The organism is Cupriavidus alkaliphilus, from assembly GCF_014191175.1.
GTDB lineage: Bacteria > Pseudomonadota > Gammaproteobacteria > Burkholderiales > Burkholderiaceae > Cupriavidus > Cupriavidus alkaliphilus.
Genome location: NZ_JACHWE010000010.1, coordinates 1 through 25,327, shown reverse-complemented (window position 1 = coordinate 25,327; position 25,327 = coordinate 1). Strand labels below are relative to the sequence as shown.

24 protein-coding genes and 1 pseudogene are annotated in these 25,327 nt (G+C 65.6%); 1 reads left to right on the top strand and 24 read right to left on the bottom strand.

Annotated features, from left to right (window positions below; all coding sequences use genetic code 11):
- Window positions 1-26 precede the first annotated feature (26 nt).
- From FHX60_RS25070 to FHX60_RS24990, 17 genes are all read right to left on the bottom strand, one after another.
- The gene (locus tag FHX60_RS25070; RefSeq protein ID WP_183284970.1) at window positions 27-977 is read right to left on the bottom strand and encodes an alpha/beta hydrolase; all 951 of its coding nucleotides are present in this window, start codon (window positions 975-977) and stop codon (window positions 27-29) included.
- A 46-nt stretch (window positions 978-1,023) separates the two neighbouring features.
- On the bottom strand, window positions 1,024-1,464 hold the full coding sequence (locus FHX60_RS25065) for a CoA-binding protein (protein WP_183284969.1): 441 nt from the start codon (window positions 1,462-1,464) through the stop codon (window positions 1,024-1,026).
- Between the two features lie 716 nt (window positions 1,465-2,180).
- Window positions 2,181-2,597, bottom strand: coding sequence for a F0F1 ATP synthase subunit epsilon (locus FHX60_RS25060; protein ID WP_010811262.1), 417 nt, complete (start codon window positions 2,595-2,597; stop codon window positions 2,181-2,183).
- Window positions 2,598-2,693: 96 nt separating this feature from the next.
- Window positions 2,694-4,097, bottom strand: coding sequence for a F0F1 ATP synthase subunit beta (atpD, locus tag FHX60_RS25055; protein WP_112777022.1), 1,404 nt, complete (start codon window positions 4,095-4,097; stop codon window positions 2,694-2,696).
- Between the two features lie 33 nt (window positions 4,098-4,130).
- Entirely contained in the window at window positions 4,131-5,006 is an 876-nt protein-coding gene (gene atpG, locus FHX60_RS25050; protein ID WP_111521287.1) for a F0F1 ATP synthase subunit gamma, read from the bottom strand.
- Between the two features lie 74 nt (window positions 5,007-5,080).
- Entirely contained in the window at window positions 5,081-6,622 is a 1,542-nt protein-coding gene (gene atpA / locus FHX60_RS25045; protein WP_018006200.1) for a F0F1 ATP synthase subunit alpha, read from the bottom strand.
- 38 nt (window positions 6,623-6,660) lie between these two features.
- Window positions 6,661-7,206 (bottom strand): F0F1 ATP synthase subunit delta, encoded by a 546-nt coding sequence (locus FHX60_RS25040; RefSeq protein WP_112777021.1) that lies wholly within the window; start codon window positions 7,204-7,206, stop codon window positions 6,661-6,663.
- A 2-nt stretch (window positions 7,207-7,208) separates the two neighbouring features.
- Window positions 7,209-7,679 (bottom strand): F0F1 ATP synthase subunit B, encoded by a 471-nt coding sequence (locus tag FHX60_RS25035; RefSeq protein ID WP_062795846.1) that lies wholly within the window; start codon window positions 7,677-7,679, stop codon window positions 7,209-7,211.
- Between the two features lie 99 nt (window positions 7,680-7,778).
- The gene (atpE, locus tag FHX60_RS25030; RefSeq protein WP_011299478.1) at window positions 7,779-8,045 is read right to left on the bottom strand and encodes a F0F1 ATP synthase subunit C; all 267 of its coding nucleotides are present in this window, start codon (window positions 8,043-8,045) and stop codon (window positions 7,779-7,781) included.
- A 71-nt stretch (window positions 8,046-8,116) separates the two neighbouring features.
- A complete protein-coding gene (atpB, locus tag FHX60_RS25025; RefSeq protein ID WP_035848827.1) occupies window positions 8,117-8,983 on the bottom strand; it encodes a F0F1 ATP synthase subunit A in 867 nt (288 codons plus the stop codon).
- A gap of 241 nt (window positions 8,984-9,224) precedes the next feature.
- Window positions 9,225-9,731: an ATP synthase subunit I gene (locus tag FHX60_RS25020; protein ID WP_112777020.1), complete on the bottom strand. Its 507-nt coding sequence runs from the start codon at window positions 9,729-9,731 to the stop codon at window positions 9,225-9,227.
- 317 nt (window positions 9,732-10,048) lie between these two features.
- On the bottom strand, window positions 10,049-10,951 hold the full coding sequence (locus tag FHX60_RS25015; protein WP_183284968.1) for a ParB/RepB/Spo0J family partition protein: 903 nt from the start codon (window positions 10,949-10,951) through the stop codon (window positions 10,049-10,051).
- A 16-nt stretch (window positions 10,952-10,967) separates the two neighbouring features.
- Window positions 10,968-11,741, bottom strand: a complete 774-nt coding sequence (locus FHX60_RS25010; RefSeq protein WP_012354286.1) for a ParA family protein — start codon at window positions 11,739-11,741, stop codon at window positions 10,968-10,970.
- A gap of 85 nt (window positions 11,742-11,826) precedes the next feature.
- Complete coding sequence (rsmG, locus tag FHX60_RS25005) at window positions 11,827-12,528, bottom strand: 16S rRNA (guanine(527)-N(7))-methyltransferase RsmG (RefSeq protein WP_112777019.1); 702 nt, start codon at window positions 12,526-12,528, stop codon at window positions 11,827-11,829.
- Window positions 12,529-12,551: 23 nt separating this feature from the next.
- The gene (gene mnmG / locus FHX60_RS25000) at window positions 12,552-14,510 is read right to left on the bottom strand and encodes a tRNA uridine-5-carboxymethylaminomethyl(34) synthesis enzyme MnmG (RefSeq protein ID WP_092316775.1); all 1,959 of its coding nucleotides are present in this window, start codon (window positions 14,508-14,510) and stop codon (window positions 12,552-12,554) included.
- Between the two features lie 211 nt (window positions 14,511-14,721).
- Window positions 14,722-15,594, bottom strand: a complete 873-nt coding sequence (locus FHX60_RS24995) for an N-formylglutamate amidohydrolase (RefSeq protein ID WP_183284967.1) — start codon at window positions 15,592-15,594, stop codon at window positions 14,722-14,724.
- A gap of 3 nt (window positions 15,595-15,597) precedes the next feature.
- Window positions 15,598-16,593, bottom strand: coding sequence for a Bug family tripartite tricarboxylate transporter substrate binding protein (locus tag FHX60_RS24990; RefSeq protein WP_183284966.1), 996 nt, complete (start codon window positions 16,591-16,593; stop codon window positions 15,598-15,600).
- Between the two features lie 157 nt (window positions 16,594-16,750).
- On the opposite strand from FHX60_RS24990, the gene FHX60_RS24985 reads away from it, so the two are divergent.
- Window positions 16,751-17,686, top strand: a complete 936-nt coding sequence (locus FHX60_RS24985; protein WP_183285026.1) for a LysR substrate-binding domain-containing protein — start codon at window positions 16,751-16,753, stop codon at window positions 17,684-17,686.
- Between the two features lie 259 nt (window positions 17,687-17,945).
- Here FHX60_RS24985 and FHX60_RS24980 read toward each other — a convergent pair whose 3' ends face one another.
- From FHX60_RS24980 to FHX60_RS24950, 7 genes and pseudogenes are all read right to left on the bottom strand, one after another.
- Window positions 17,946-18,689, bottom strand: coding sequence for an ABC transporter ATP-binding protein (locus FHX60_RS24980; protein WP_183284965.1), 744 nt, complete (start codon window positions 18,687-18,689; stop codon window positions 17,946-17,948).
- A gap of 9 nt (window positions 18,690-18,698) precedes the next feature.
- Complete coding sequence (locus FHX60_RS24975) at window positions 18,699-20,540, bottom strand: branched-chain amino acid ABC transporter ATP-binding protein/permease (protein WP_183284964.1); 1,842 nt, start codon at window positions 20,538-20,540, stop codon at window positions 18,699-18,701.
- A gap of 3 nt (window positions 20,541-20,543) precedes the next feature.
- On the bottom strand, window positions 20,544-21,596 hold the full coding sequence (locus FHX60_RS24970) for a branched-chain amino acid ABC transporter permease (protein ID WP_092316787.1): 1,053 nt from the start codon (window positions 21,594-21,596) through the stop codon (window positions 20,544-20,546).
- 260 nt (window positions 21,597-21,856) lie between these two features.
- The gene (locus tag FHX60_RS24965) at window positions 21,857-23,005 is read right to left on the bottom strand and encodes an ABC transporter substrate-binding protein (RefSeq protein ID WP_183284963.1); all 1,149 of its coding nucleotides are present in this window, start codon (window positions 23,003-23,005) and stop codon (window positions 21,857-21,859) included.
- Window positions 23,006-23,295: 290 nt separating this feature from the next.
- The gene (locus tag FHX60_RS24960; RefSeq protein ID WP_062795871.1) at window positions 23,296-24,057 is read right to left on the bottom strand and encodes a sulfite exporter TauE/SafE family protein; all 762 of its coding nucleotides are present in this window, start codon (window positions 24,055-24,057) and stop codon (window positions 23,296-23,298) included.
- Between the two features lie 89 nt (window positions 24,058-24,146).
- Window positions 24,147-24,683: a hypothetical protein gene (locus tag FHX60_RS24955; protein WP_183284962.1), complete on the bottom strand. Its 537-nt coding sequence runs from the start codon at window positions 24,681-24,683 to the stop codon at window positions 24,147-24,149.
- A 317-nt stretch (window positions 24,684-25,000) separates the two neighbouring features.
- Window positions 25,001-25,327, bottom strand: a pseudogene (locus FHX60_RS24950) (branched-chain amino acid ABC transporter permease); the annotation flags it as partial.

Genomic DNA, 25,327 nt, shown 5'->3' with positions numbered 1-25,327 from the left:
AAGGGATGGCCGCACGCGGATGCCGCTCAGACGTCGTCGATCATCCCGGCGAACGCCGACGCGGCGCGGCGCATCCATTCCCGGGCGCGGTCCGCCTCGGGCTGCAGCCGTGCAAAGCCGTGGGTCATCCCGCTGGCCTCGATGGTGATGACCGGGGCATCGTGGCGCACCAGGAAGTCGGCATAGGCCAGGCCGTCGTCGCGCAGCACATCGTGCGCCGCCACCATCAGCACGGTGGCCGGCGGCCGCACCGGCGGCGCGGCCATCAGGTGCACACGCGGATCGCCATGGGCAGCGCCCTGCGCCAGCGCCTCGGCGCCGATGAACTGGGTCCAGAACCACGCCATCTCGTCTCGCGTCAGGCCGGGGCCATCGGCAAAGGCGCGATAGCTTTCGGTGCTGAGCACCGGCGCCGCGACCGGATAGATCAGCAACTGGGCGTCGACCCGGACCGCGTCGCCGGCGTTGAGCCGCTGCGCGGCCTGCGCCGCGAGGTGGCCGCCGGCACTGTCGCCGGCCACCGCCAGGAAATCGGGCGCCAGCCCCAGTGCCTGGCGCTGGCCGGCAAGCCACAGGACGGCTTCGGCGGCATCGTCGCAAGGCGCCGGAAAGGCGTGCTCGGGGGCCAGCCGGTAATCGACGCTGGCCACGGCACACCCGGTATCGGCCGCGAGCAAGGCGGCGACGGTGTGGTGCGTCTGCGTCGAACCAATCACCCAGCCGCCGCCGTGGAAGTACACCAGCAGCCGCGGCGTGGCCACGCCGCCCGGACGGTACAGCCGTGCGCCCAGCGTGCGGCCGGCCAGCGCCACTTCGAGCTGCTGCACCACAACCCCCTGCGGATCCGGCCGCAGCGAGGCGGCGGCAATCTCGGCGAAGCGGGCACGCTGCGCCGGGACGTCGGCCGGCACTGGCTCCGTGGCATAGCGGTCGGCCAGGCGGCGGTAATAGGCGAGCAGTTGCGGATCGATGGCCATGGTCGGCGGAAGGGGAAATCGGGAGGGAAGAAGAAAACGGCGAAGATCAGGCTCCGCCAAGCTGGCGCGTCAGCTCGATCTTGCTGCAACAGTCCTGCACTGCCAGCAGCCCGGCCTCGGTGGCGCGACGCACCGCCTGGTCGTTGACGATGCCAAGCTGCAGCCAGACCCCGCGCGCACCGACACCGATGGCCTCGTCGACCACACCCGGCGTGTCCTCGGCGCGGCGAAAGATATCGACCCATTCGATCGGGGCGCCGGTCGCCGCGGCGGCATCGGCGGCCTCGCGCAGGGTGGCGTGGCAGGTCTCTCCCAGGATGCGTTCGCCGGCGTGGCGCGGATTGACCGGCACGATGCGGAAGCCATGGCCTTGCAGGAACTCGGCGACCTCATGGCTGGGCCGCTCCGGACGGTCGGACAGGCCGACCACGGCTACGGTCTTCATCGCCAGCATGGCTTGTATGGCTTGCTGCATCTCAGGCGGCATTGCGTCTCCGGGCTGTTGACGTGAGTGACGTGGTGACCGTGGGGCTGCATGGAAAGGGGGAGGCAACTCCGCCGGCCAGATGAATCGTAACCGCAATTGTCACGCAGGATTTGGTGCGCAAACGAACACTGAAATCGCGGATATAAAGATAATCCCGCAACACGTGGCGAGGCAAAACGTGACGGCAAGGCGCGAAAATATGCCGATCACGCCGGATTTTAGGGGCTCCGGCTTTCAACTTCTTTCAAACCGATACATTTTGTTACTGCCATGCCCGGGAGTTTCCCCCACAATGCATTGACACACCCGCGGTGCGGGCGTGGCGCCCCGGTGAAAATGGCAGCGCAGACTAAAGGGGCGTGCTGAAGAAAGCCTTTTTGTAGCGTTTCCGGCAGTAACCCGATTTTCCGATCCAGCGTAAAGCGTGCTGGACCGGAGCACCAGGAAGACCGTTGCAGCGCGTGGCCTTTGCGGCCTGTGAGCGGATATTTGGATATCCGTTGCGCCTTGCTTGTCGGCCTGGACCGAACCCGTTCCTTCGAATTGACCCCTCGAAGGGATTTTCCCGTCCGCGCGGAGCCTCCCCGGCCCGCGCGCTTTTTTTTGTCCAGGCGCGGCAAAAGCATATCGCTGCGCCCATAAAAAAGGCAGCCTCGCGGCTGCCTTTTTTAAATGTCGCATCGAAAAAACAACAATGCGACAGTCCTGCCCGATGCTTACTTCTTCCGACGCAGACGGGCAATCGCTGCCAGTTGCGCGGCGGCCACGGCCAGTTCGCTCTGGGCGCGGGCCAGGTCGAGGTCGCTGCTCTGGTTCTGCATCAGCTCCTCGGCGGCGCGCTTGGCTTCCTGGGCCTTGGCTTCGTCCAGGTCGCCACCGCGGATCGCGGTGTCGGCCAGCACGGTGACGTGCTTGGGCTGCACTTCGAGAATGCCGCCGGCAACGAACACGAACTCTTCGCTGCCGTCTTCCTTCTCGATGCGCACCGCACCCGGCTGGATGCGCGTGATCAGCGGCGTGTGGCCGGGCAGGATGCCCAGCTCACCCGACTCGCCCGGCAGCGCCACGAACTTCGCCTGGCCGGAGAAGATCGACGCTTCCGCGCTGACGACGTCTACAAGAATGGTTGCCATATCTGATCCTTTCTCCAATCGCTTCGCTCAAACGGCAGGCCCGGACCGAACCGGGCCTGCCTTCGCTCCCGCTCGCGCGGGAACGACAAGCAAGGCTTACTGGAGCTTCTTGGCCTTCTCGAAGGCTTCGTCGATCGAGCCGACCATGTAGAACGCCTGCTCGGGCAGGTGATCGCACTCGCCGTCGACCAGCATCTTGAAGCCGCGGATGGTTTCCTTCAGCGGCACGTACTTGCCCGGCGAACCCGTGAACACTTCGGCCACGTGGAACGGCTGCGACAGGAAACGCTGGATCTTACGGGCGCGGTTCACTGCCAGCTTGTCTTCCGGCGACAGTTCGTCCATGCCCAGAATCGCGATGATGTCGCGCAGTTCCTTGTAGCGCTGCAGGGTCTGCTGCACGCGACGGGCGACTTCGTAGTGCTCGGTGCCGACGACCTGCGGGTCCAGCTGGCGCGAGGTCGAGTCCAGCGGATCCACTGCGGGGTAGATACCCAGTGCAGCGATGTCACGCGACAGCACCACGGTCGAGTCCAGGTGCAGGAAGGTGGTGGCAGGCGACGGGTCGGTCAAGTCATCCGCGGGCACGTACACGGCCTGGATCGACGTGATCGAGCCGGTCTTGGTCGAGGTGATGCGCTCTTGCAGCTTGCCCATTTCCTCGGCCAGCGTCGGCTGGTAACCCACTGCGGAAGGCATACGGCCCAGCAGTGCCGACACTTCGGTACCGGCCAGCGTGTAGCGGTAGATGTTGTCGACGAAGAACAGGATGTCACGGCCTTCATCGCGGAAGCGCTCGGCCATGGTCAGGCCGGTCAGCGCCACGCGCAGACGGTTGCCCGGCGGCTCGTTCATCTGGCCGAACACCATGGCCACCTTGTCGAGCACGTTCGAGTCCTTCATTTCGTGGTAGAAGTCGTTCCCTTCACGGGTACGCTCGCCCACGCCGGCGAACACCGACAGACCGCTGTGCTGCTTGGCGATGTTGTTGATGAGCTCCATCATGTTGACGGTCTTGCCCACGCCAGCACCACCGAACAGGCCAACCTTGCCGCCCTTTGCGAACGGGCAGACCAGGTCGATCACCTTGATGCCGGTTTCGAGCAGGTCAACGGAAGGCGACAGTTCGTCGAACTTCGGTGCCTTCTGATGAATGGCGCGCAGTTCGTCCGAGGCGATCGGGCCGGCTTCGTCGATCGGGCGACCCAGCACGTCCATGATGCGGCCCAGGGTGCCGTGGCCAACCGGCACCGAAATCGGGGCGCCGGTGCTCTTCACTGCCATGCCGCGGCGCAGGCCGTCCGACGAGCCCAGGGCAATGGTACGCACCACGCCGTCGCCCAGCTGTTGCTGGACTTCGAAGGTCAGGCCCTTCTCGGCGAACGAGGCATCGCTGCTGGCTTCCAGCACGAGCGCGTCGTACACCTTCGGCATTGCGTCGCGGGGGAACTCGATGTCCACCACGGCGCCAATACACTGCACAATATTTCCGATACTCATTTCGTATCTCCGATAGCTTGAATTCGTGACGCCTTAGACCGCAGCTGCACCGCTGACGATTTCCGACAGTTCCTTGGTAATCGCGGCCTGACGGGTCTTGTTGTAGACCAGTTGCAGTTCGCCGATCACGTTCTTGGCGTTGTCGGACGCAGCCTTCATGGCCACCATGCGCGCCGATTGCTCGGACGCCATGTTCTCGGCCACGGCCTGGTACACCAGCGCCTCGACGTAGCGGACCAGCAGCTCTTCCACGACGGTCTGGGCATCAGGCTCGTAGATGTAGTCCCACGAGTAGGCGCGCTTCTCTTCTTCGGTCTGCGACAGCTTGTCGGCGGCGAGCGGCAGCAGCTGCTCAACCATCGGTTCCTGCTTCATCGTGTTGATGAACTTGGTGTACGCCACGTACACCGCGTCGACTTCACCATTGGTGAAGGCGTCGAGCTGGACCTTGATCGCGCCGATCAGCTTTTCCAGATGCGGGGTGTCACCGAGGTGCACCACGTGCGAAACCACCTTGGCGCCGATACGGCCCAGGAACTGCATGCCCTTGGTACCGATGGCGGTGGCTTGCACATCCACGCCACGGCCTTGCAGGGCCTTCAGCTCATTGGTCACCGAGCGCAACACGTTCGTGTTCAGGCCGCCGCACAGCCCCTTGTCGGTCGTGACCACGATCATGCCGACGCGCTTGACGTCGCGCTCCTGCATGAACGGGTGCTTGAACTCGGGGTTGGCCGTAGCCAGGTGCGCCGCAATGTTGCGCACCTTCTCGGCGTAAGGACGGGCGTTGCGCATCCGCTCCTGCGCCTTGCGCATCTTGGACGCGGCGACCATCTCCATCGCCTTGGTGATCTTGCGCGTGTTCTGCACGCTCTTGATCTTGGTTCGAATCTCTTTCGTTCCGGCCATATCTTCCTCTCCATCCGAACCATCGCCGCGCCGGCGTGAGCCAGGCGCGGCGACGATGTCGTGGAATTACGCGGTTAGAACGCGGCGGACTTCTTGAAATCCTCGACAGCGGCACGCAGGGCGGCTTCATCTTCCTTCGAGAGCTGCTTGGTCTCTTCGATGCGGTTGATGAGGTCGGCGTACTTGGTCTTCAGGTGGTCGTGCAGGCCCTTCTCGAACGGCAGGATGTCCTTCACTTCCACGTTGTCGAGGAAGCCGTTGTTGGCGGCGAACAGCGAAGCCGACAGCTGCCACACCTGCAGCGGCTGGTATTGCGGCTGCTTCAGTAGTTCGGTCACGCGGCGGCCGCGCTCCAGCTGCTTGCGGGTGGCATCGTCCAGGTCCGAGGCGAACTGCGCGAACGCAGCCAGTTCACGGTACTGGGCCAGGTCGGTACGGATACCGCCGGACAGGTTCTTCACCACCTTGGTCTGCGCAGCACCACCGACGCGCGACACCGAGATACCGGCGTTGATGGCGGGGCGGATACCGGCGTTGAACAGGTCGGTTTCCAGGAAGATCTGGCCGTCCGTGATCGAGATCACGTTGGTCGGCACGAACGCGGACACGTCGCCGGCCTGCGTTTCGATCACCGGCAGCGCGGTCAGCGAACCGGTCTTGCCCTTGACGGCGCCGTTGGTGAACTTCTCGACGTAGTCGGCGTTCACGCGGGCGGCACGCTCCAGCAGGCGCGAGTGCAGGTAGAACACGTCGCCCGGGTAGGCTTCACGGCCCGGCGGGCGGCGCAGCAGCAGCGACACCTGGCGATAGGCCCAGGCTTGCTTGGTCAGGTCGTCATAGACGATCAGCGCGTCTTCGCCGCGGTCGCGGAAGTACTCGCCCATGGTGCAGCCGGCGTAGGCAGCCAGGTACTGCATGGCGGCCGAGTCCGAAGCGGCGGCGGCCACGACGACGGTGTATTCCATCGCGCCGTGCTCTTCCAGCTTGCGCACCACGTTGGCGATGGTCGAAGCCTTCTGGCCGATTGCCACGTACACGCAGAAGACGCCCTTGCCCTTCTGGTTGATGATGGCGTCGACCGCGACGGCGGTCTTGCCGGTCTGGCGGTCGCCAATGATCAGCTCACGCTGGCCACGGCCGATCGGCACCATCGCGTCGATCGACTTCAGGCCGGTCTGCACCGGCTGGCTCACCGACTGACGCGCGATCACGCCCGGGGCCACCTTCTCGATCACGTCCGTTTCCTTGGCGTTGATCGGGCCCTTGCCGTCGATCGGCTGGCCCAGCGTGTTGACCACGCGGCCCAGCAGTTCCTTGCCCACCGGCACTTCCAGAATGCGGCCGGTGCACTTGACCGTGTCGCCTTCGGAAATGTGTTCGTACTCACCCAGCACCACGGCGCCGACCGAGTCGCGCTCGAGGTTCAGCGCGAGGCCGAAGGTGTTGCCGGGGAATTCCAGCATCTCGCCCTGCATCACGCCAGACAGGCCATGCACGCGGCAGATACCATCGGTCACGGAGATCACCGTGCCGGTGTTGCGCACTTCAGCTTCGGCGCCAAGGCCCGAGATGCGGGTCTTGATCAGCTCGCTGATTTCTGAGGGGTTCAGTTGCATCACAATGCTCCTAATTCTTCAATCCGCCGGACGGCCGCTCAGGCGGCGGTCAGCGCGGTTTGCATGGCTGCCAGGCGCGCACGCACGGAGGTGTCGAGCACTTCGTCGCCAACCTTGACGCTGACGCCGCCGATCAGGGACGGGTCCACCGCCACCTGCGCGTACAGCTTGCGGCCGAACTTACGTTCGAGTGCGGCGACGAGGTCGTTCAGCTGACCATCTTCCAGCGGGAAAGCGCTGGTGATCTCAACGTCGGACGACCCTTCGCGGGCGTTCTTGAGCGCATGGAACTGTTCGGCGATGTCAGGCATCACCGTCAGGCGGCCGTTCTCCACCAGCAGCTTGACGAAGCGGCGTGCCTCGTCGCTGACCGGGGACTTCAGCACCGACAGGAACAGTTCGGCCAGCTTGTCGCCGGGAACGTTCGGATCGTCGGCGACCGCCTGCATGTCGGCATTGGCGGCAACCTGCCCCATTTCCGACACCAGCTCGGACCATGCACCCAGGTTGCCTGCGCTCGATTCGCTGGCGACGCGGAACAGCGCCTCAGCGTAGGGACGGGCAATGGTTGCGGTTTCAGCCATGATTAGAGCTCAGCCTTGAGTTGATTGAGCAGGTCGTTGTGGACCTGCGCGTTCACTTCACGCTTGAGGATCTGCTCGGCACCCTTGACGGCCAGCACGGCGACCTGGTCGCGCAGTTCTTCGCGCGCGCGGGTAACCTGCTGTTCGGCTTCGGCCTTGGCCTGGGCAATGATGCGTGCGGCTTCTGCCTGGGCGTTCTGCTTGATCTCGTCGGCCGTAAGCTGAGCGCGCTTCTCGGCGTCAGCAACACGTTGAGCGCCTTCGGTGCGGGCTTCGGCCATGGCCTGGTCCACACGCTTGTTGGCGAGTTCGAGCTCGGCCTTGCCCTTCTCGGCAGCGGCGAGGCCATCGGCGATCTTCTTTGCGCGTTCGTCGAGCGCCTTCACCAGCGGCGGCCAAATGAATTTGGCAACAACCCACCACAGGATGAAGAACACGACCATCTGCGCAAAAAACGTTGCGTTCAGATTCATGGTGTGTTCCTTTCGGTAATCAAACTACAGATAAATGCACAAAAGGCGGCCAGGCTGGTGGCCCGCGCCGCCCGTCAGCATCATGCAGACCGAAAAGAATTACTGGATGACAGCCAGCAGCGGGTTGGCGAACGCGAACAGCATTGCAACACCCACGCCGATCAGGAATGCCGCGTCGATCAGGCCGGCCAGCAGGAACATCTTGGTTTGCAGCGGGTTCATCAGCTCGGGCTGACGTGCGCAGGCTTCGATGTACTTGCCACCCATCAGGGCGATGCCCAGGCAGGCGCCGATAGCGCCCAGGCCGATGATGATGCCGATACCGATGGCGGTCAGACCCTGGATGTTGGCGAGAAATGCTTGCATGATGACTCCTTTAATTTAGAGAGACTTAGAACCAAAAAACCAAAAAACCAAAAACCTGAAACTTGCAGTGATCAGTGGTGATCGTGAGCCTGGCCGATATACACCAGCGTCAGCATCATGAAAATGAAGGCCTGGAGCAGGACGATCAGGATGTGGAAGATCGCCCAGACCGCGCCGGCCACGACATGGCCGACAAAGCCCAGCGCCGACAGGTCCGCGCCGAACGTCCAGATGGAACCCAGCAGCGCGATCAGCAGGAACACCAGCTCGCCGGCGTACATGTTGCCGAACAACCGCATGCCCAGCGACACGGCCTTGGCCAGAAATTCGATGATGTTCAGGACCAGGTTGAACGGGGCCAGGTACCACTTGGCGCCGAACGGGGCCGAGAACAGCTCGTGCATGAAGCCGCCCGCGCCCTTGATCTTGAAGCTGTAGTAGATCATCAGCACCAGCACGGCGCACGACATGCCCAGCGTGCCGTTCAGGTCGGCCGTGGCCACCGCGCGGTGGTGGGGGATATGGATGTGGAAGATCTCGAGGACCTTGTTCAGGCCGGTGACCCAGTCGACCGGAATCAGGTCGATGGCGTTCATCATGGTGATCCAGCAGAACACCATCAGCGCCAGCGGGGCGATCCACGAACGGTCGCCATGGATGATGCCCTTGGCCTGGTCGTCGACCATCTCGACGATCATCTCGACGAAGGCCTGGAAGCGGCCCGGCACGCCCGCGGTGACGCGGCGCGCGGCGGCATACAGGAACAGCACGGCGATGGCGCCGCACAGCACCGACCAGAACACCGTGTCATAGTTGATCACGGAGAAATCGACCACCGACGCCTGCTTGCCGCCGACCGAGTTCAAGTTCTGCAAGTGTTCGGCGATATAGCCGGAGGGTGTCAGCACGTGTTCCGCGCTTTGGGTAGCTTCTGCCATTGTCGAATCGAACGGTATATTGCGAAATCTTCGGGCCGCGCGCCGCAGTCCTGTGCAGCGCCCGGTACGCGTCTTGCATTGCCTTCGGCGGATTCGCCGGTCACCGCGATGCAAGCGGGTTTCCAACCTTGGCCGTGCCCGGTGTCAGCGCCATGAAGCACGCCACAGCCGTCACGGAAACTCTTGATATTCCGTCTTGGTGCCACCACTTGCAAAGGAAGCACCGTTTTCAGGCAGCGGTCTAGCGCAAGGCCAGGGCCACCACCCAGTATGTCTTCAGCGCCAGCAGGAACGTGACCAGCATCGGCACCCAGCGCAGATCGCGGTACAGCACCACGACCAGCACCAGCAGCGCCACCGTGGCAAAGACCTTGATCGCCTCGCCCAACACCAGTCCGCCTACCGAAGCGCGATCGCGCGCCAGCCACAGGCGGAAGGCGAAGAACCCGCTCGGCACGAAGCACACCATGCCGCCGAACAGGGCCGACCATCCATATGGCCCCGGTTCCTTCGCAAACAGCGCCCAGCACAGTGCCGACAGCAGGGAAACCGCCACCTGCGCCAGGACAACCTTGCCCGGGGTCATGCGCGAAGGACGCAGCGCGCGCTCGCCAAACAGCGTCACCGCCTCGGCATGCGACAGCGGATCGACAGCCTCTTCCTCACGGTCCGCGCCTTCTTTCCAGTCGTCCCAGTCATCTTCCTGAGGGGACCCGGCGCCTCGTTGCTGACGGTCTCGCACCACCACCTGCCTGCCTTATCCGGGCCGGAACTTTTCGGCCCGACCAGAATTCAAACCGCACGATTTTAAGGGGAACTACTGATTCGCGTCAATCTGCTTACATTTACCTTGCAGTGCGTTGCGCACAACGGTTGCCATCACGATTGCATGATGGCTGCGCGAAAATTGCGCGGCAATGACGTTTGACGTAATTGGATTGCGCAGCGACCCCTGCGCATGATGGGGGATTACCGGTCGGGCACAAGGTATACCGCGGATGGTCCCGGCCAGTGCTGCGTGCGCGCAACAGTCACCGCAGCAATGGCCGTTAATCGCGCAGTAAATCAGGCCGCCTGCTGCCCTTCGCGCGATTCGCGCAGGCGCGTCAGCACCCCTTCGAGCGCATCGTTGTTGCTGAAGTGGATCGTCAGCTGGCCCTTGCCGCGTGGCGACAGCTTGATCTGCACCGCCAGCCCGAGCGCATCCGACAGCTCCTCTTCCAGCCGCGCCACGTCGCGCACATTGCCGGTGCCCTTCTGCTTGAGCGACTTCAGGTCGAACGGCTTGAGCGTCGATGCCACCAGCTTCTCGGTCTCGCGCACCGACAGCCGTTTGTTGACGATCTGGTTGGCCAGCGTGATCTGGTTGGCACCGTCCACCGCCAGCAGCGCGCGCGCGTGGCCCATGTCGAGGTCACCGGCCATCAGCATGGTCTGCACCGGCGCGGCCAGGTTCAGCAGGCGCAGCAGGTTGGACACCGCGCTGCGCGAGCGGCCCACCGACTCGGCCGCCTGCTCGTGCGTGAAACTGAACTCGCGGATCAGCCGCATGATGCCCTGCGCTTCTTCCAGTGGATTCAGGTCTTCGCGCTGGATGTTCTCGATCAGCGCCATCGCCGCGGCGGCTTCGTCGGCCACGTCCTTGACCAGCACCGGCACCTTGTCCAGCCCAGCCAGCCTGGAAGCGCGGAAACGCCGCTCGCCGGCAATGATCTCGTAGCGGTCGGGCTCGGCCACGCGCCGCACCAGGATCGGCTGCATCAGGCCCTGGGCGCGGATGCTCGCGGCCAGTTCCTGCAGCGCACCCTCGTCCATGCGCGTGCGTGGCTGGTACTTGCCCGGCTGCAGCTGATTCAGGTTCAGCACGGTGGGCGCACCCTCCTGCTTGACCGACTCGACGATTTCGGCGGGCCCGCCCAACAGCGCTTCCAGGCCGCGGCCCAGGCCCTTCTTCTTTGCAGTGCTCATGCTCTTGCCCTCTCCTTCAGCCCAGCTGGCGGACCCGCGCGATCATCTCGGCGCCGAAGTCCAGGTACGCCTTGGCGCCCTTCGATGACGGATCGAACGCCACACCCGGCATGCCATAGGACGGTGCCTCGGCCAGGCGCACATTGCGTGGGATCAGGGTCTTGAAGACCTTCTCACCGAAGTGCGATTCCAGTTGCGCCGACACCTGCTGCTGCAGCGTCACGCGCGGATCGAACATCACGCGCAGCAGGCCGATCACCTGCAGGTCGCGGTTCAGGTTGGCGTGCACCTGCTTGATGGTGTTGACCAGGTCCGACAGCCCTTCCAGCGCGAAGTACTCGCACTGCATCGGCACGATCACGCCGTGCGCCGCGCACAGGCCGTTCAGCGTCAGCAGCGACAGCGACGGCGGGCAATCGATCAGCACGAAGTCATAGTCGCCGTCGACCTCGGCGATGGCCTGGCGCAGCCGGCGCTCGCGCTGGTCCAGTTCGACCAGTTCCACTTCCGCTCCGGCCAGTTCGCGGTTGGCCGGCAGCACGTCGTACTTGCCGGTTTCGGAGCGCTGGCGCGCCTGCGGGATGCCGGCCAGCCCGACCAGCACCTGGTACACGCTGGTTTCCAGCGCCTGCTTGTCGATGCCGGAGCCCATCGAGGCATTGCCCTGGGGGTCCAGGTCGACCAGCAGCACGCGCTGGCCCTGCGCCGCCAGGCCAGCAGCAAGGTTCACCGTGGTGGTGGTCTTGCCTACCCCGCCCTTCTGGTTTGCGATCACGAATACCTTGGCCATAAGCTTCTGCGGCTCCTGCTTCAAATCATCCGGCCAGCACGTGGCTGGCAGTTCGCGACGCGCTTGCGCTGCGCCGCGGCGTAGGTCATGCGGGGGTGCCCGCTCGGCGCGACAGCACCACCAGGTGGCGCTCGGCCTCCAGCCCGGGCACGGTCAGACGCGGCACGGCGTCGACCTGCCATTGCGCCATCAGTCCCGCGGCTTCCATGCGGTCCAGCTCGGCCTGCGGATACACTCCCTTCATCGCGATCAGCTTGCCGCGCGGCGCAAGCAACTGGCCCGACAGGCTGACGAAATCCGTCAGCTCGGCAAACGCGCGCGAGGTGATCACGGCAAAGCCGTCGGCATCGTCCAGCTTCTCCACCGGACCCCAATGCGCGGCGGCATTGGACAAGCCCAGCTGGGCGCGGCACTGCGTCAGGAAAGCAGTCTTCTTCTGCACGATATCGACCATCAGCACCGATACATCCGGACAGGCGATGGCCAGCGGCAGGCCCGGCATGCCGCCGCCCGAGCCCACATCGAGCACCCTGCCCCGCGCCGGCGTATCGACTTCGGCGGCACGGGCGGCTTCGGCCAGCGCCGGGACCGCTGCGAGCGAATCCAGCAGGTGATGCGTAAGCATCTCGTCGGGATGGCGGATGGCGGTCAGGTTGTAGACGCCATTCCATTTGCGCAGCAGGGCCAGGTACGCGAACAGCGTGTCGATCCGGGCCGGCGCCAGGGCCAGCCCGATCTCGGCCAGGCCCGCTTCAAGGCGACGACGCTGCGTGGCGTCGTCGGTCATGGTGTGTCGCGGTGCGGGCACTCTCAGGCGGCCTCTTCACCGTTGCCGGACGATGCGCCGGCGTCCGCACGGCCGCGGCCCAGACCCTTCTTCTTCAGGTGTACCAACAGCAGCGAGACCGCCGCCGGCGTCACACCCGAGATGCGCGAAGCCTGCCCCAGCGTTTCCGGGCGATGCTGGTTCAGCTTCTGGCTGACTTCAAAACCGAGCCCGCGCACTTCGGTGTAATCCAGCCCTTCAGGCAGGCGCGTCGATTCGTTGGCTTCCAGCTTGTCGACTTCGGCCGCCTGGCGGGCGATATAGCCGTGGTACTTGATGCCGATTTCGATCTGCTCGCGGATCTGCTCCGCCAGCATCGGCTCCGCATCCAGCGGGGCCTCGGGCGCGTGGCGGCCGCCCTGCAGTGCCATCAGGGCTTCGTAGCTGACTTCCGGGCGACGCAGCAGGTCGGCCAGGCTGTACTCGCGTTCGATCGGCTTGCCAAGCAGAGGCACCGCCTCTTCGGCCGGCAGCATCGCCGGATTCACCCAGGTGCTCTTCAGGCGCTCTGTTTCACGTGAAACAGCGTCGCGCTTGCGGTTGAATGCATCCCAGCGCGCATCGTCGACCACGCCAAGCTCACGGCCGACCTCGGTCAGCCGCATGTCGGCGTTGTCCTCACGCAGGCTCAGGCGGAATTCCGCCCGGCTGGTGAACATCCGATACGGCTCGGTTACGCCACGCGTGATCAGGTCGTCGACCAGTACGCCCAGGTAGGCCTGGTCGCGGCGCGGCGCCCACGGATCGCGCTCGCGCACGTAGCAACCGGCATTGATACCGGCTAGCAGGCCTTGTGCCGCGGCTTCTTCATAACCGGTCGTGCCATTGATCTGGCCGGCGAAGAACAGGCCCCGGATCGCCTTGCTCTCCAGCGATGCCTTCAGACCTCGCGGATCGAAGTAGTCGTACTCGATCGCATAGCCGGGACGCAGGATATGGGCGTTTTCCAGGCCCCGGATCGAATGCACCAGTTCCAGTTGCACGTCGAACGGCAGGCTGGTCGAGATCCCGTTGGGATAGAACTCGTTGGTGGTCAGCCCTTCCGGCTCCAGGAAGATCTGATGGCTTTCCTTGCTGGCAAAGCGATGGATCTTGTCCTCGATGCTGGGGCAGTACCGCGGCCCTACTCCCTCGATCACACCGGTGTACATCGGCGAGCGGTCCAGGCCGCCACGGATGATGTCGTGGGTGCGGCTGTTGGTGTGGGTGATCCAGCACGGCAGTTGCTGCGGGTGCTGTTCGGGCCGGCCGAGAAAGGAGAAGACCGGCACGGGATCGAGGTCGCCAGGCTGCTCTTCCATCACCGAAAAATCGATGGTGCGCCCGTCGATACGCGGCGGCGTACCCGTCTTCAGGCGGCCCTGCGGCAGCTTCAGGTCCTTCAGGCGTGCCGACAACGACACCGCGGCCGGATCGCCGGCGCGGCCGCCGGTGTAGTTGTCCAGCCCGACGTGGATCTTGCCGTCCAGGAACGTGCCGGCGGTCAGCACGACCGCCCGCGCGCGGAAGGCGATGCCGACTTGCGTCATGGCGCCGACGACACGGTCGCCCTCCACCATCAGGTCGTCGACGGCTTGCTGGAACAGCATCAGGTTCGGCTGGTTCTCGAGCCGCGTGCGGATCGCCTTGCGATACAACACTCGATCGGCCTGGGCGCGCGTGGCACGCACGGCCGGCCCCTTGCTGGAATTCAGGATGCGAAACTGGATGCCGGCCTCGTCCGTGGCGGCCGCCATGGCGCCGCCCATGGCATCGACTTCCTTGACCAGGTGCCCCTTGCCGATGCCACCGATCGACGGGTTGCAGCTCATCTGCCCAAGCGTCTCGATGTTATGGGTCAGCAGCAGCGTCTGGCAGCCCATGCGGGCCGCGGCAAGGGCGGCTTCAGTGCCGGCATGGCCACCGCCGACGACGATGACATCGAATTCTTTCGGGTAAAGCATGGGACACCTCCTCCGGGAGGCTGGCGGGAAAATACGGGAATGCGAAATTATAGCGGCATTCGAGTTGTCGCTTTCCGGCGGACAACATGTTTCACGTGAAACATGGTGCTTGCGGTACGCCATCAGTCGCCTGAAAGCGACGTAGTGTTTCACGTGAAACAAAAAGGCCGGGCGCAGGGCCCGGCCATATGTTTCACATGGAACAAGCGCCTCAGATCTGTGAGCGGATATAGCCCGCTACTTGCTCGGTCAGCGTGCCCAGGTCACGCTGCAGCGAGGCGAAGCCGGCATTGCGCTCGCGAGTGACCTCATCCATGTACAGGGGACGCCGGATCTCGATCTGCAGGCTGTTGCGCCGCTCCGACGGACGCCCGATCTGCGCGATCAACTGCACGCCCTTGTACGGGTCGTTGCGCGCGACGGTGTAGCCCATGCCGCGCAGCTCCCGCTCGACCAGATCCACCAGCCCCGGCTCGCAGGTCGTGCCGTCGCGATCGCCCAGCACAAAATCCGCCAGGGGATGCGGGCTGGCGATTTTCAGGCGCTCGTAGGCATTGTTGGGCATGGAGTGCAGGTTCAGGTGCCAGAGCGCACCAAAGCGCGCGTAAGCGCCGTCCACGGCCTCGGCCAGCGCCGCATGGTACGGACGATAGTAGCGCTCTATGCGGGCCTGCACTTCCGCGACCGCCAGCCGCCGGTCGTAGATCGGCGTGGCCGCGTCGATCCGGCTCCAGATTAGCCCGTAGCCCAACTGCGTCTTCGGCCCGGGGGCCAGCGCGGTCGGCCAGGCACCGTCGAGCTGTGCCGGGTCGATGTCATCGACCATCCGGTTCGGATCGATATAGACGCGCGGGAAGGTCGCTGCCAGCAGTGTGCCGCCCGCCGCGGGTACGGCCTGCCACAGCGCGTCCACATGCGTATCCTCGCCGCCGCGCAACCGCGCGGCGGGCACCGCGGCGCCAAAGTCGGCCGGGTAAGCGGTCCCGCTATGCGGCGAGTCGCACACCAGCGGCAGGGCCTCCCCTTCCGGCAAGCGCACGATCACCGGCGGCAGCGCGGCCGCCTGGTTGTTTGCTTCCGCCATGCCTTAGTCCAGCTTGATCTCGGCGGCCTTGGCGACGCGAGCGTAGCGCGCCATGGCCTGCTGGATCTGTGCCTTGAACTGTTCCGGCGTGGTCGGCACCAGGGTGCCGCCGGACTCTTCCACCTTGCGCTTGAACTCGGGGTTCTGCATGGCCTTGTGGATTGCCTGGTTCAGCCTGGCGACGATGGCAGGCGGCGTATTGGCGGGCGCGACAATGCCGAACCAGCCGCCGTCGCCCATGTCCTTGAAGCCCAGTTCGGCGTAGGTCGGCACGTTGGGCAGCTGCGCGGAGCGGGCCGCGCCCAGCACCGCCAGTGCGCGCAGACGGCCGGCCTTTACGTGCGGCAGCGTCGACGACAGGTTGTCGGTGATCGCGTTCACCTGCCCTGCCACGGCGTCGTTCAGCGCCAGTCCGGCGCCCTTGTAGGGCACGTGCAGCAGGTCGATCTTGGCCAGCATCATGAAGTTCTCGATGTTGACGTGGCCGAGCGAGCCGGCACCCGGCGAGGCGAAGCTGTACTTGCCGGGGTTGGCCCTGGCGAGCGCGATGAACTCTTGCATGGTTCTGGCCGGCACGCTGGGGTGCACCGCGAACACGCTGGGGATCGCCACCACGTTGGTGACCGGAGCAAAGTCCTTGATCGGGTCGTACTTGAGCTTGGGGTACACGGCCGGATTGGAGCCATGCGTGCTGACCGTGGCCATGCCGATGGTGTAGCCATCCGGCGCGGCATTGGCGACCTGCTCCATGCCCAGCGAACCGCCGGCGCCGCCCTTGTTCTCCACCACGATCGACTGCCCCAGCTCGCGGCCGGCAAACTCGGCCACCAGGCGCGCCGACAGGTCGGTGGAGCCGCCAGCGGCAAACGGCACGATCAGACGGATCGGGCGGGTCGGGTAGTTGGCCTGCGCCAGCGCGCTGCCGGCAAAGACCAGCGCGGCGGTGGCGGCGGTGCCGGTCAGCAGCAGCTGGCGGCGGGACATCCGGGCTCGGAACATGGGTTTCTCCTGTTGGTGTTTTGTGCATGAACCGGGCGAGTGTCAGCCGTTTACCGGCCAGGCGCAAACGACTATATTGCACCTTTGCATTACCAAAGATCATCCTTGCGCCGGGCGCGGCAAACCGCCCTCCCCGCTCTTCGCCTCCCCCTCCGCCATGCGGTTGCATTCCCCTTCGATGTCCGAGTTGCACGCCTTTGCCACCGCGGCGCGGCTGGGCAGCTTTACGCGCGCGGCGGAGGAACTGTGCGTCACGCAGGGAGCGATCAGCCGCGCCATCGCCCGGCTGGAAGCCCATTTCGGCCAGCCACTGCTGCAGCGTAACGCCCACCGGCTGGGGCTGACGGACGCCGGCCGGCAATTGCTCGATGCCGTGGCCGAACCGCTCGCCACCATCGAACACGCCAGCGCCGCGTTGCGCGCCGGCGACCGCCGGCATCATCTGACGCTGTCCGTGGTGCCCACGCTCGCCAGCGTCTGGCTGGTGCCGCGCCTGCCGGATTTCCACCGCCGGCATCCGGAAATCCGGCTGGACTTCGTTCCCTACCAGCGTGACGAAGACTTGTCCGGTCCTTCCCCCGACGCCGCCATCCTGGCTGGCGAAGCCGGCAAATGGCCCGGCCTGCAGGCCGACTACGTGGTCGGCCGGGAAATGGTGCCGGTCTGCCACCCGGAGCGCGTCCGCGCCCGGCGCGAGGCCGGCCTCTGGCAATCGCCGGCGGAGCTGCTGGACGAGCCCCTGCTCTACCACACCACCGCGCCGGCGAACTGGCAAAACTGGCTGCAGGCGGCCGGCGTACCCAACGCTGCGCCCAGGTTATCCACAGCGTTCGACCAGGTCTCGATCCTGATCCAGGCCGTGCGAGCGGACATGGGCGTGGCCGTGCTGCAGCGCTGCCTGGTGCGCGAGGAAATTGCGGCTGGACGCGTGGCGGCACCGTTTGACCTGCCAATTACGCTGCAACGCGGCTATTTTCTGTGCGCGCCGAAGGAGCGGCGCGATCATCCAGCGCTGAATTGCTTCCGCACGTGGCTGTTGGAAACCGCCGCCGAGGATACCGCCCGAGAAAACACCGACTTATTCAGCGGATGACATCTATGATGGTGAATCGTCACATAACAATTCATCGCGTGAATTTCTGTCATGGTCGGCTTGCAGCGTACGAATTTTCAGCCCCCTCTTTCCGATCACGCAATTCATTGCACGAATAAAATAGAGAGCGATACGGATTGGGCGCGTCGTCCGGGGCCGTAGCGCCGGGGAAATCGGTTATCCCCAAAGTTATTCACACCACCAATAACAAAGGGCCCGCATGTGCGGGCCCTCATTCCTCTCGCGAAATCGGGAGGACTTATGCCGCCTTTTTCGCCAATCCAAGGTAAGTTTCGATCACCTTCGGGTTCGCCGCCAGTTCATCGGCCGGCCCTTCCATCGCCATGTCGCCGGTCTCGATCACATAGCCGTAGTCCGCCACCTGCAGCGCCGCGCGGGCGTTCTGCTCGATCAGCAGCGTGGCCACGCCGGTCTGGCGCAGGTTGCTGATGATGTGGAAGATCTCCTTGACGATCAGCGGGGCCAGGCCAAGGCTGGGCTCGTCCAGCATCAGCAGCTGCGGCTTTGCCATCAGCGCGCGGCCCACCGCCAGCATCTGGCGTTCGCCGCCGGAGAGCGTGCCGGCGTCCTGGCGCGCGCGCTCGCGCAGGCGGGGGAACAGGCCGTAGACCACGTCCATCTGGTCCAGGTAGTTCTTCTCGCCGGCGCGCTTGCGGCGGAAGGCACCCAGCTGGAGGTTGTCCTCCACCGTCATCGAGGCGAACAGCTCGCGCTTTTCCGGCACCAGGCACATGCCGCGCGCGACCCGTCCTTCCACCGGGATGCCGGCCATGTCGTGGCCCAGGTAGCTGACCGCGCCGCTGGACGACCCCGTCACCGGCAGCGCGCCCATGATCGCATTGAGCATGGTCGACTTGCCGGCGCCGTTGGGGCCGATCACCGTAACGATCTTGCCGGCCGCCACCTGCAGGTTGGCGCCGTGCACCGCTTCGACCTTGCCGTAGCGGACGTGCAGGTCCTTCACTTCGAGAATCAGGCTCATGTCCGGTCCTTATTCCACGCCACCCAGATAGGCTTCCAGCACCGCCGGGTTCTTCTGCACTTCCTCGGGCACGCCCTCGGCAATGCGCGTGCCGAATTCCATCACCACCAGCCGGTCGGTCAGGTTCATCACGAAGTCCATGTCGTGCTCGACCAGCAGCACGCTCATGCCTTCGCCGCGCAGCTTGCGCAGCAGTTCGGCCAGCGCCTGCTTCTCCTTGTAGCGCAGGCCCGCGGCAGGCTCGTCGAGCAGCAGCAGGGCCGGGTCGCAGCACAGTGCGCGCGCGATTTCCAGGATGCGCTGCTGCCCCAGCGCCAGGTTGCCGGCTTCCATGTACATGCAGTCGGCCAGGCCGACGCGCTCGAGCTGGCGCTTCGCCTCGAACAGCAGCTTTTCTTCCTCGGCCTTGTTCATGCGCAGGATCGCCGCGCAGACGCCGCCCTGCGCGCGGAAGTCGCCGCGCAGGTGCGCGCCGATGGCGACGTTCTCGAGCACCGTCATGGTCGGAAGCAGGTGCACGTGCTGGAAGGTGCGGCCGATGCCGCGCTTGACGATCTCGCGCGACGGCAGGCCCGAGATCACTTCGCCGCGGTAACGCACCTCGCCGCCCGAGACCGGCAGCACGCCGGTCACCAGGTTGAAGGTGGTGGACTTGCCCGCGCCATTCGGGCCGATCAGGCCGATGATCTCGCCGGCACGCACCTGGAAGCTGACATCGTTGACCGCCACCAGCCCGCCGAACTGCTTGCGCGCGGCGCGCACGTCCAGGATCAGCTCGCCCGCCTCGGGCTTCTGGCGCACCGCCAGCCCCGCGGCCTGCCCCGGCGCCAGCACCGGCGGCCCGGAAGGCACCAGGCGCCGCAGGAACGGCCAGATGCCATCGCGCGCGTACTGCAGCAGCAGCACCAGCAGCACGCCGAAGACGATGATCTCGAAGTTGCCGTTGGCGCCGAGCAGCTTGGGCAGCACGCCCTGCAGCACGTCCTTCAGGATGGTCAGGATGCCCGCACCCAATACTGCGCCCCACACGTGGCCGACGCCGCCGACCACGGCCATGAACAGGTATTCGATGCCGTAGTTCAGGCCGAACGGCGTCGGGTTCACCGCGCGCTGCAGGTGCGCGTACAGAAAGCCCGACACGCACGCCAGAATCGCCGCGACCACGAAGATCACCACCTTCATCCACGCGGTGTTCACGCCCATGGCCTCGGCCATCACGCCGCCGCCCTTGAGCGCGCGGATGGCGCGCCCCGGGCGCGAGTTCAGCAGGTTCTGCATCGCCAGCACCGCCAGCAGCACCACCGCCCAGATCAGGTAGAACATCGAACGGCCGGACTGCAGCTCGATGCCGAAGAAAGACAAGACCGGGATGCCGTTGAGCCCGTCATACTTGCCCAGGAACTCCAGGTTGCCGAACAGGAAGAACAGCGACAGGCCCCAGGCGATGGTCGCCAGCGGCAGGTAATGGCCGGACATGCGCATCGTGATGAGCCCGATCACATAGGCCGACGCCATCGTGATCACCAGCCCCACCAGCAGCCCGAACCACGGCGACAGCCCTAACTGCGTGGTCAGGTACGCGGTGCTGTACGCGCCCAGGCCCACGAACGCCGCCTGCCCGAACGAGGTCATGCCGCCCACGCCTGTGAGCAGCACCAGCCCGATCGCGACGATGCTGTAGAGCCCGATGTAGTTGCCCAGCGTGATCCAGAACTCCGGCGTCGGCAGCACCGGCAGCAGCGCCAGTACCACGATCAGCGCCAGCACCAGCACCCGGTTGCGGTTCAGCCGCGCGCGGCTGCCGGCCTCGGCGCCGGCCACGCCGGCCTGCTTGTCGGTCAGCATGGTCATGGCTTATTCCTCCTCCTCGACATGCTTGCTCGTCAGCGAGCGCCACAGCAGCACCGGAATGATCAGTGTGAAGACGATGACCTCCTTGAACGCGCTGGCCCAGAAGGACGAATACGATTCCAGCAGCCCCACCAGCAGCGCGCCGAGCGCCGCCACCGGATAGCTCACCAGCCCGCCGACGATGGCGCCGACAAAGCCCTTCAGGCCCACCAGGAAACCCGACTCGTAGTACACCGTGGTCAGCGGCGCGATCAGGATGCCGCACAGCGCCCCCATCGCCGCCGCCAGCGTGAACGACAGGCGCCCCGCCTGCGTGGTGCCGATGCCGACCAGGCGCGCGCCCAGCCGGTTCACCGCGGTCGCGCGCAGCGCCTTGCCCTGCAGCGTGCGCTCGAAATAGAAATAGAGCGCGCCGATCAGCAGCGCCGATACCGCCACCACCCACAGGCTTTGCCCCGAGATGCTGAGCGCGCCGACCTCGAAGCGCGCATCCGAGAATGGATTGGTGCGCGAGCCCTCGGCGCCGAACATCACCAGCCCCAGCCCCACCAGCGCGAAGTGCACGCCCACCGAGACGATCAGCAGCACCAGCGTGCTGGCCTCGGCCAGCGGCTGGTAGGCCAGGCGGTACAGCATCGGCCCCAGCGGGATGATGATCAGCAGCGTCAGCGCGACCTGCGCCAGCATCGGCAGCGGCTGCGCGCCATACTGCTGCACCACCCAGTGCACCGCCAGCGGGAACACCAGGTACTTGCCGGCCAGCACCGCGAGCCGCTGGCCCAGCGTGCGCCGCAGCTCGGCGCTGCGCAGCACGGTGACGGTCTCGTAGAGAAAGGTCAGCACGCCCATCGCCACCAGCAGCCAGCTGGTCTGCGGCGCGTGCCCGGCCTGCATCGCGGCCAGCGTCAGCGCGCCATAGGCGACGAATTCCCCTTGCGGAATGAAGATGACGCGGGTCACCGAGAACACCAGCACCAGCGCCAGCGCCAGCAACGCGTAGATCGCGCCCGAGGTGATGCCGTCCTGCGCCAGGATGGCGGCGATAGATAGGTCCATTGTCTCCCCGTCTTGTTGGAAATCCTGCCTGCATCGAACGGGGTCAGCGGGGCGCCGACGGGCCGACAGGGTGGTGCGCTTCGGGTTACGAAATAGTAAACGGGTTGCGCATTGCGGAAATACAGAGCAACCCTAGGTTGGCACGCAGCCGCCCGGCCGGGCGGCACCAGAAAAAAGGGCGCATGGTCAGCCATGCGCCCTGCTTTACTGCGACTCCGGCGGGCCCTGGCCAGCCGGCGCCGGACGCCGGAGTCAGCCGCTTATTTCAGCAGCTTCCACTTGCCGTCGACGATCTGCACCATCACGCGCGCGCGCTGGTCGAAGCCGAGGTGGTCGGTGGCGCTCATGTTCATGATGCCGTGCGACACCGGCAGGTTCCTGGTCTGCTCCATGGCGTCGCGCAGTGCCTTGCGGAACTCCTTGGTGCCCGGCTGGCCCTTCTTCAGCGCTTCCGGGATGGCGTGCTGCAGGATCAGGCCCGCATCCCAGGCGTGGCCGCCGAAGGTCGAGACCTGTCCGCCGAAGGCCTTCTCATAGGCGGTCTTGTAGGTCAGCGCCGGCTTCTTCACCGGATTGCTGTCGGGCAGCTGCTCGGCCACCAGCAGCGGGCCGGCGGGCAGGAAGGTGCCTTCGCAGTCCTTGCCGCACACGCGCAGGAAGTCGGCATTGGCAACGCCGTGGGTCTGGTAGACCTTGCCCTTGTAGCCGCGCTCCTTGAGCGTCTTGGCCGGCAGGGCCGCGGGCGTACCCGAGCCGGCGATCAGCACGGCATCGGCGTTGGCGCCCATCATCTTCAGCACCTGCCCGGTGACCGAGGTATCGGTACGGGCAAAGCGCTCGTTGGCAACCACCTTGATCTTGCGCAGCTCGGCCACCTTGGCGAATTCCTGCGCCCAGCTGTCGCCGTAGGCATCCGCGAAGCCGATGAACGCCACCGTCTTCACGTTGTTGTTGCTCATGTGCTCGGCAATGGCGGTGGCCATGTGCGAGTCGTTCTGCGGGGTCTTGAAGACCCACGTGCGCTTGGCGTCCATCGGCTCGATGATGCGGGCCGAGGCGGCCATGGTGATCATCGGGGTCTCGTTCTCGGCGACCACGTCGACCATCGCCAGCGAGTTGGGCGTGACGGTCGAGCCGACCATCACGTCGACCTTGTCTTCGCTGATCAGCTTGCGCGTGTTCTTGACCGCCGTGGTGGTGTCCGAGGCATCGTCCAGCACGATGTACTCGATCTTCTTGCCCGCGATTTCCTTGGGCATCAGCGTGAAGGTGTTCTTTTCCGGAATGCCCAGCGATGCCGCCGGACCGGTGGCCGAAACCGTCACCCCGACCTTGACCTGCGCCTGGGCGGCCCCGGCAACCAGGCTGGCCGCAGCGATTGCCAGCAGGCTGGCGCGCTTGAAATCCATCTTGTCTCCTTCGGTTCCTGAAACGGAAAGGCATCCGTCCGGCGTCCGCCGGCGGATGCCCCTTTTTTGGATCGACCCCTCGGGTCAACGCAGGCACAGCGCCGGCACCTGCGCTACAACCAGGAACGACACCAGGCCGTTCCCCAATTTCCCGTCCACGCCACTCCCCCGGAAAGGCGCTTCGGTGATTCACCGACCGTGCGGTCGGGAATTCGGATCGAGTCTATCACAGGGCCCTGGCGCGAACAGCGAGGATTAACCCGCATCGCCCGGCCCGCCTGGCTTTGCCGTCAGCGCACGAAGGCGTCCCAGGCAGTCTTCAGGATCAGCGCGCTGACCACCACGATAAACACCTTGCGCACGAAGGCGCTGCCGTGGCGCAGCGCCAGCTTGCTGCCGACCTGGCTGCCGGCGACATTGGCCACCGCCATCACCAGGCCCAGCTGCCACCAGATATGGCCCTTGCTGGCGAGCAGCAGCAGCGCCGCCAGGTTGGTGGCCAGGTTGACCAGCTTGGTCGATGCCGCGGCGTGCAGGAAGTCGTAGCCGAACACCCGCACGAACACGATCATCAGGAAGCTGCCGGTGCCCGGCCCGAACACGCCGTCATAGAAGCCCAGCACGGCGCCGGCAAGCAGCGCCGCGCCGCGTTCGCCCCAGCCGCTCAGCGTCGGCGCGTGTTCGGCGCCCAGGTCCTTCTTGGCGACGGTGTAGACCAGCAGCGCCACCAGCACGAACGGCAGCGCCTTGCGCAGCGGCTCGGCCGGAATCATGGTCAGGGCCCAGGCACCGGCCATCGAGCACGCAAAGGCCGCCACCACCGCCGGCGCGGTTGCGCCCCAGTAGATGCGCACGCTGCGGCCGTAGCGCAGCGCCGCGCTGGCGGTGCCGGCGATCGAACCGACCTTGTTGGTGCCAAGCAGCGTCGCCGGTGCCAGGTTGGGATAGGCCGAGAACAGCGCCGGGATCTGGACCAGCCCGCCGCCGCCGGCGACCGCGTCGATCAGGCCGGCAAGAAAGGCGGCAACCGCCAGGAATGCGAATTCCGTCATTGCAGGAAAGCGAAAAGGGGGAAAAGGAAAGGAGGATGGCCAGCAACGGCCGGTACCGCAGCGCCGGCGCACCGCCGGCGCAAAGCGGATCAGCCAAGTACCTTGGCCGCGGGCACCAGACTGCCGTGCCACATGCCGTTGCCGTGCAGGCGGAAGCCGGGCGGCGCGCCGCCGTGGCCGGCCACCAGCCCGGGCGACAGCAGCGCGTGGCGGATGCCGTGCGCACGGCCCCACTCGGCCAGCGTGGCGCAGCAGGCTTCCAGGCAGGCGCGGCGGGCGGCCGCGTCCAGCTCCGGCCGTACCCACCATTCGGTGGCGCAGGCCGCAAGGCCCGCCAGCTCGAGGCTCGGCAGCAAGGCCACCGGCAGGCAGGCGAGCGGAGCGCCGCCGTCCGGCGCGTCGCTGGCCAGCAGGCAGATGCCGCGCCCGGACTGGGCCAGCAGTTCGCCCAGCATCAGTTGCCGCGCGCGCGCGTCGGGCACGGGCAAGGGCTGGATCCGGTCCAGCCAGTCCGACACCAGGGCAGCGTCGGCGCCCTGCCCCAGGCGTACCCGGACCTGCGGCGCGACATAGCCGCCCGCGCGCGGAACAGTTGGGGATGGATCAGGGGGAACGGTTGCGGACATGGGCGGGCAGCAAGGAGCACCCGCATTGTCGCATGCGTAAGGCCGCAAGGTGATGCCGATGCGGCATGAATGCCCCAAAACAGGGCGAAAGCGTCACTAACGGGCGCGAAGCCCCAATGAAAAAAGCGTTGCCGAGGATCACCCGGCAACGCCCTTTATTTATAACGCTGCTACCCGACACCGGGTGCGCGCCTGTCGTCTCCTCGCTTCCGCCTCCATTTAACCTGCGAAAACCGTATATGGAATGTAACGAAGCGGTGCATCGAGGACAAGCTAGAAAAAACCCTAGCCCCAGAATCGGGCATGTCGACCCGCGGTCACTCCTTGCGCCCGGCGTGTCCGCCGAAGCGCGCCAGCAATTCGCCCATGATGCCACGGCGGAAGGTCAGCACGCAGATCACGAAGATCACGCCGGTCACCATCGTCACCGACTCGCCCAGCGTGCCGAACCACGAGAGGCCGGTTACCGACGCCAGGAAGTTGCCGATGTCGCCCAGCTTGTTTTCGAGCGCGACGATGACGAAGGCGCCGACGATCGGGCCCGACAAAGTACCGAGGCCACCGACCAGCGTCATCAGGATCACCGAGCCCGACATCGACCAGTGCACATCGGTCAGGGTCTCGAAGCCCAGCACCAGCGCCTT

What these genes read in the sequence shown, in the direction of transcription:
- FHX60_RS25070 (WP_183284970.1), bottom strand. Translation starts at nt 977, where the DNA reads ATGGCCATCGATCCGCAACTGCTCGCCTATTACCGCCGCCTGGCCGAC.
- FHX60_RS25065 (WP_183284969.1), bottom strand. Translation starts at nt 1,464, where the DNA reads ATGCCGCCTGAGATGCAGCAAGCCATACAAGCCATGCTGGCGATGAAG.
- FHX60_RS25060 (WP_010811262.1), bottom strand. Translation starts at nt 2,597, where the DNA reads ATGGCAACCATTCTTGTAGACGTCGTCAGCGCGGAAGCGTCGATCTTC.
- atpD (WP_112777022.1), bottom strand. Translation starts at nt 4,097, where the DNA reads ATGAGTATCGGAAATATTGTGCAGTGTATTGGCGCCGTGGTGGACATC.
- atpG (WP_111521287.1), bottom strand. Translation starts at nt 5,006, where the DNA reads ATGGCCGGAACGAAAGAGATTCGAACCAAGATCAAGAGCGTGCAGAAC.
- atpA (WP_018006200.1), bottom strand. Translation starts at nt 6,622, where the DNA reads ATGCAACTGAACCCCTCAGAAATCAGCGAGCTGATCAAGACCCGCATC.
- FHX60_RS25040 (WP_112777021.1), bottom strand. Translation starts at nt 7,206, where the DNA reads ATGGCTGAAACCGCAACCATTGCCCGTCCCTACGCTGAGGCGCTGTTC.
- FHX60_RS25035 (WP_062795846.1), bottom strand. Translation starts at nt 7,679, where the DNA reads ATGAATCTGAACGCAACGTTTTTTGCGCAGATGGTCGTGTTCTTCATC.
- atpE (WP_011299478.1), bottom strand. Translation starts at nt 8,045, where the DNA reads ATGCAAGCATTTCTCGCCAACATCCAGGGTCTGACCGCCATCGGTATC.
- atpB (WP_035848827.1), bottom strand. Translation starts at nt 8,983, where the DNA reads ATGGCAGAAGCTACCCAAAGCGCGGAACACGTGCTGACACCCTCCGGC.
- FHX60_RS25015 (WP_183284968.1), bottom strand. Translation starts at nt 10,951, where the DNA reads ATGAGCACTGCAAAGAAGAAGGGCCTGGGCCGCGGCCTGGAAGCGCTG.
- FHX60_RS25010 (WP_012354286.1), bottom strand. Translation starts at nt 11,741, where the DNA reads ATGGCCAAGGTATTCGTGATCGCAAACCAGAAGGGCGGGGTAGGCAAG.
- rsmG (WP_112777019.1), bottom strand. Translation starts at nt 12,528, where the DNA reads ATGACCGACGACGCCACGCAGCGTCGTCGCCTTGAAGCGGGCCTGGCC.
- mnmG (WP_092316775.1), bottom strand. Translation starts at nt 14,510, where the DNA reads ATGCTTTACCCGAAAGAATTCGATGTCATCGTCGTCGGCGGTGGCCAT.
- FHX60_RS24995 (WP_183284967.1), bottom strand. Translation starts at nt 15,594, where the DNA reads ATGGCGGAAGCAAACAACCAGGCGGCCGCGCTGCCGCCGGTGATCGTG.
- FHX60_RS24990 (WP_183284966.1), bottom strand. Translation starts at nt 16,593, where the DNA reads ATGTTCCGAGCCCGGATGTCCCGCCGCCAGCTGCTGCTGACCGGCACC.
- FHX60_RS24985 (WP_183285026.1), top strand. Translation starts at nt 16,751, where the DNA reads ATGCGGTTGCATTCCCCTTCGATGTCCGAGTTGCACGCCTTTGCCACC.
- FHX60_RS24980 (WP_183284965.1), bottom strand. Translation starts at nt 18,689, where the DNA reads ATGAGCCTGATTCTCGAAGTGAAGGACCTGCACGTCCGCTACGGCAAG.
- FHX60_RS24975 (WP_183284964.1), bottom strand. Translation starts at nt 20,540, where the DNA reads ATGACCATGCTGACCGACAAGCAGGCCGGCGTGGCCGGCGCCGAGGCC.
- FHX60_RS24970 (WP_092316787.1), bottom strand. Translation starts at nt 21,596, where the DNA reads ATGGACCTATCTATCGCCGCCATCCTGGCGCAGGACGGCATCACCTCG.
- FHX60_RS24965 (WP_183284963.1), bottom strand. Translation starts at nt 23,005, where the DNA reads ATGGATTTCAAGCGCGCCAGCCTGCTGGCAATCGCTGCGGCCAGCCTG.
- FHX60_RS24960 (WP_062795871.1), bottom strand. Translation starts at nt 24,057, where the DNA reads ATGACGGAATTCGCATTCCTGGCGGTTGCCGCCTTTCTTGCCGGCCTG.
- FHX60_RS24955 (WP_183284962.1), bottom strand. Translation starts at nt 24,683, where the DNA reads ATGTCCGCAACCGTTCCCCCTGATCCATCCCCAACTGTTCCGCGCGCG.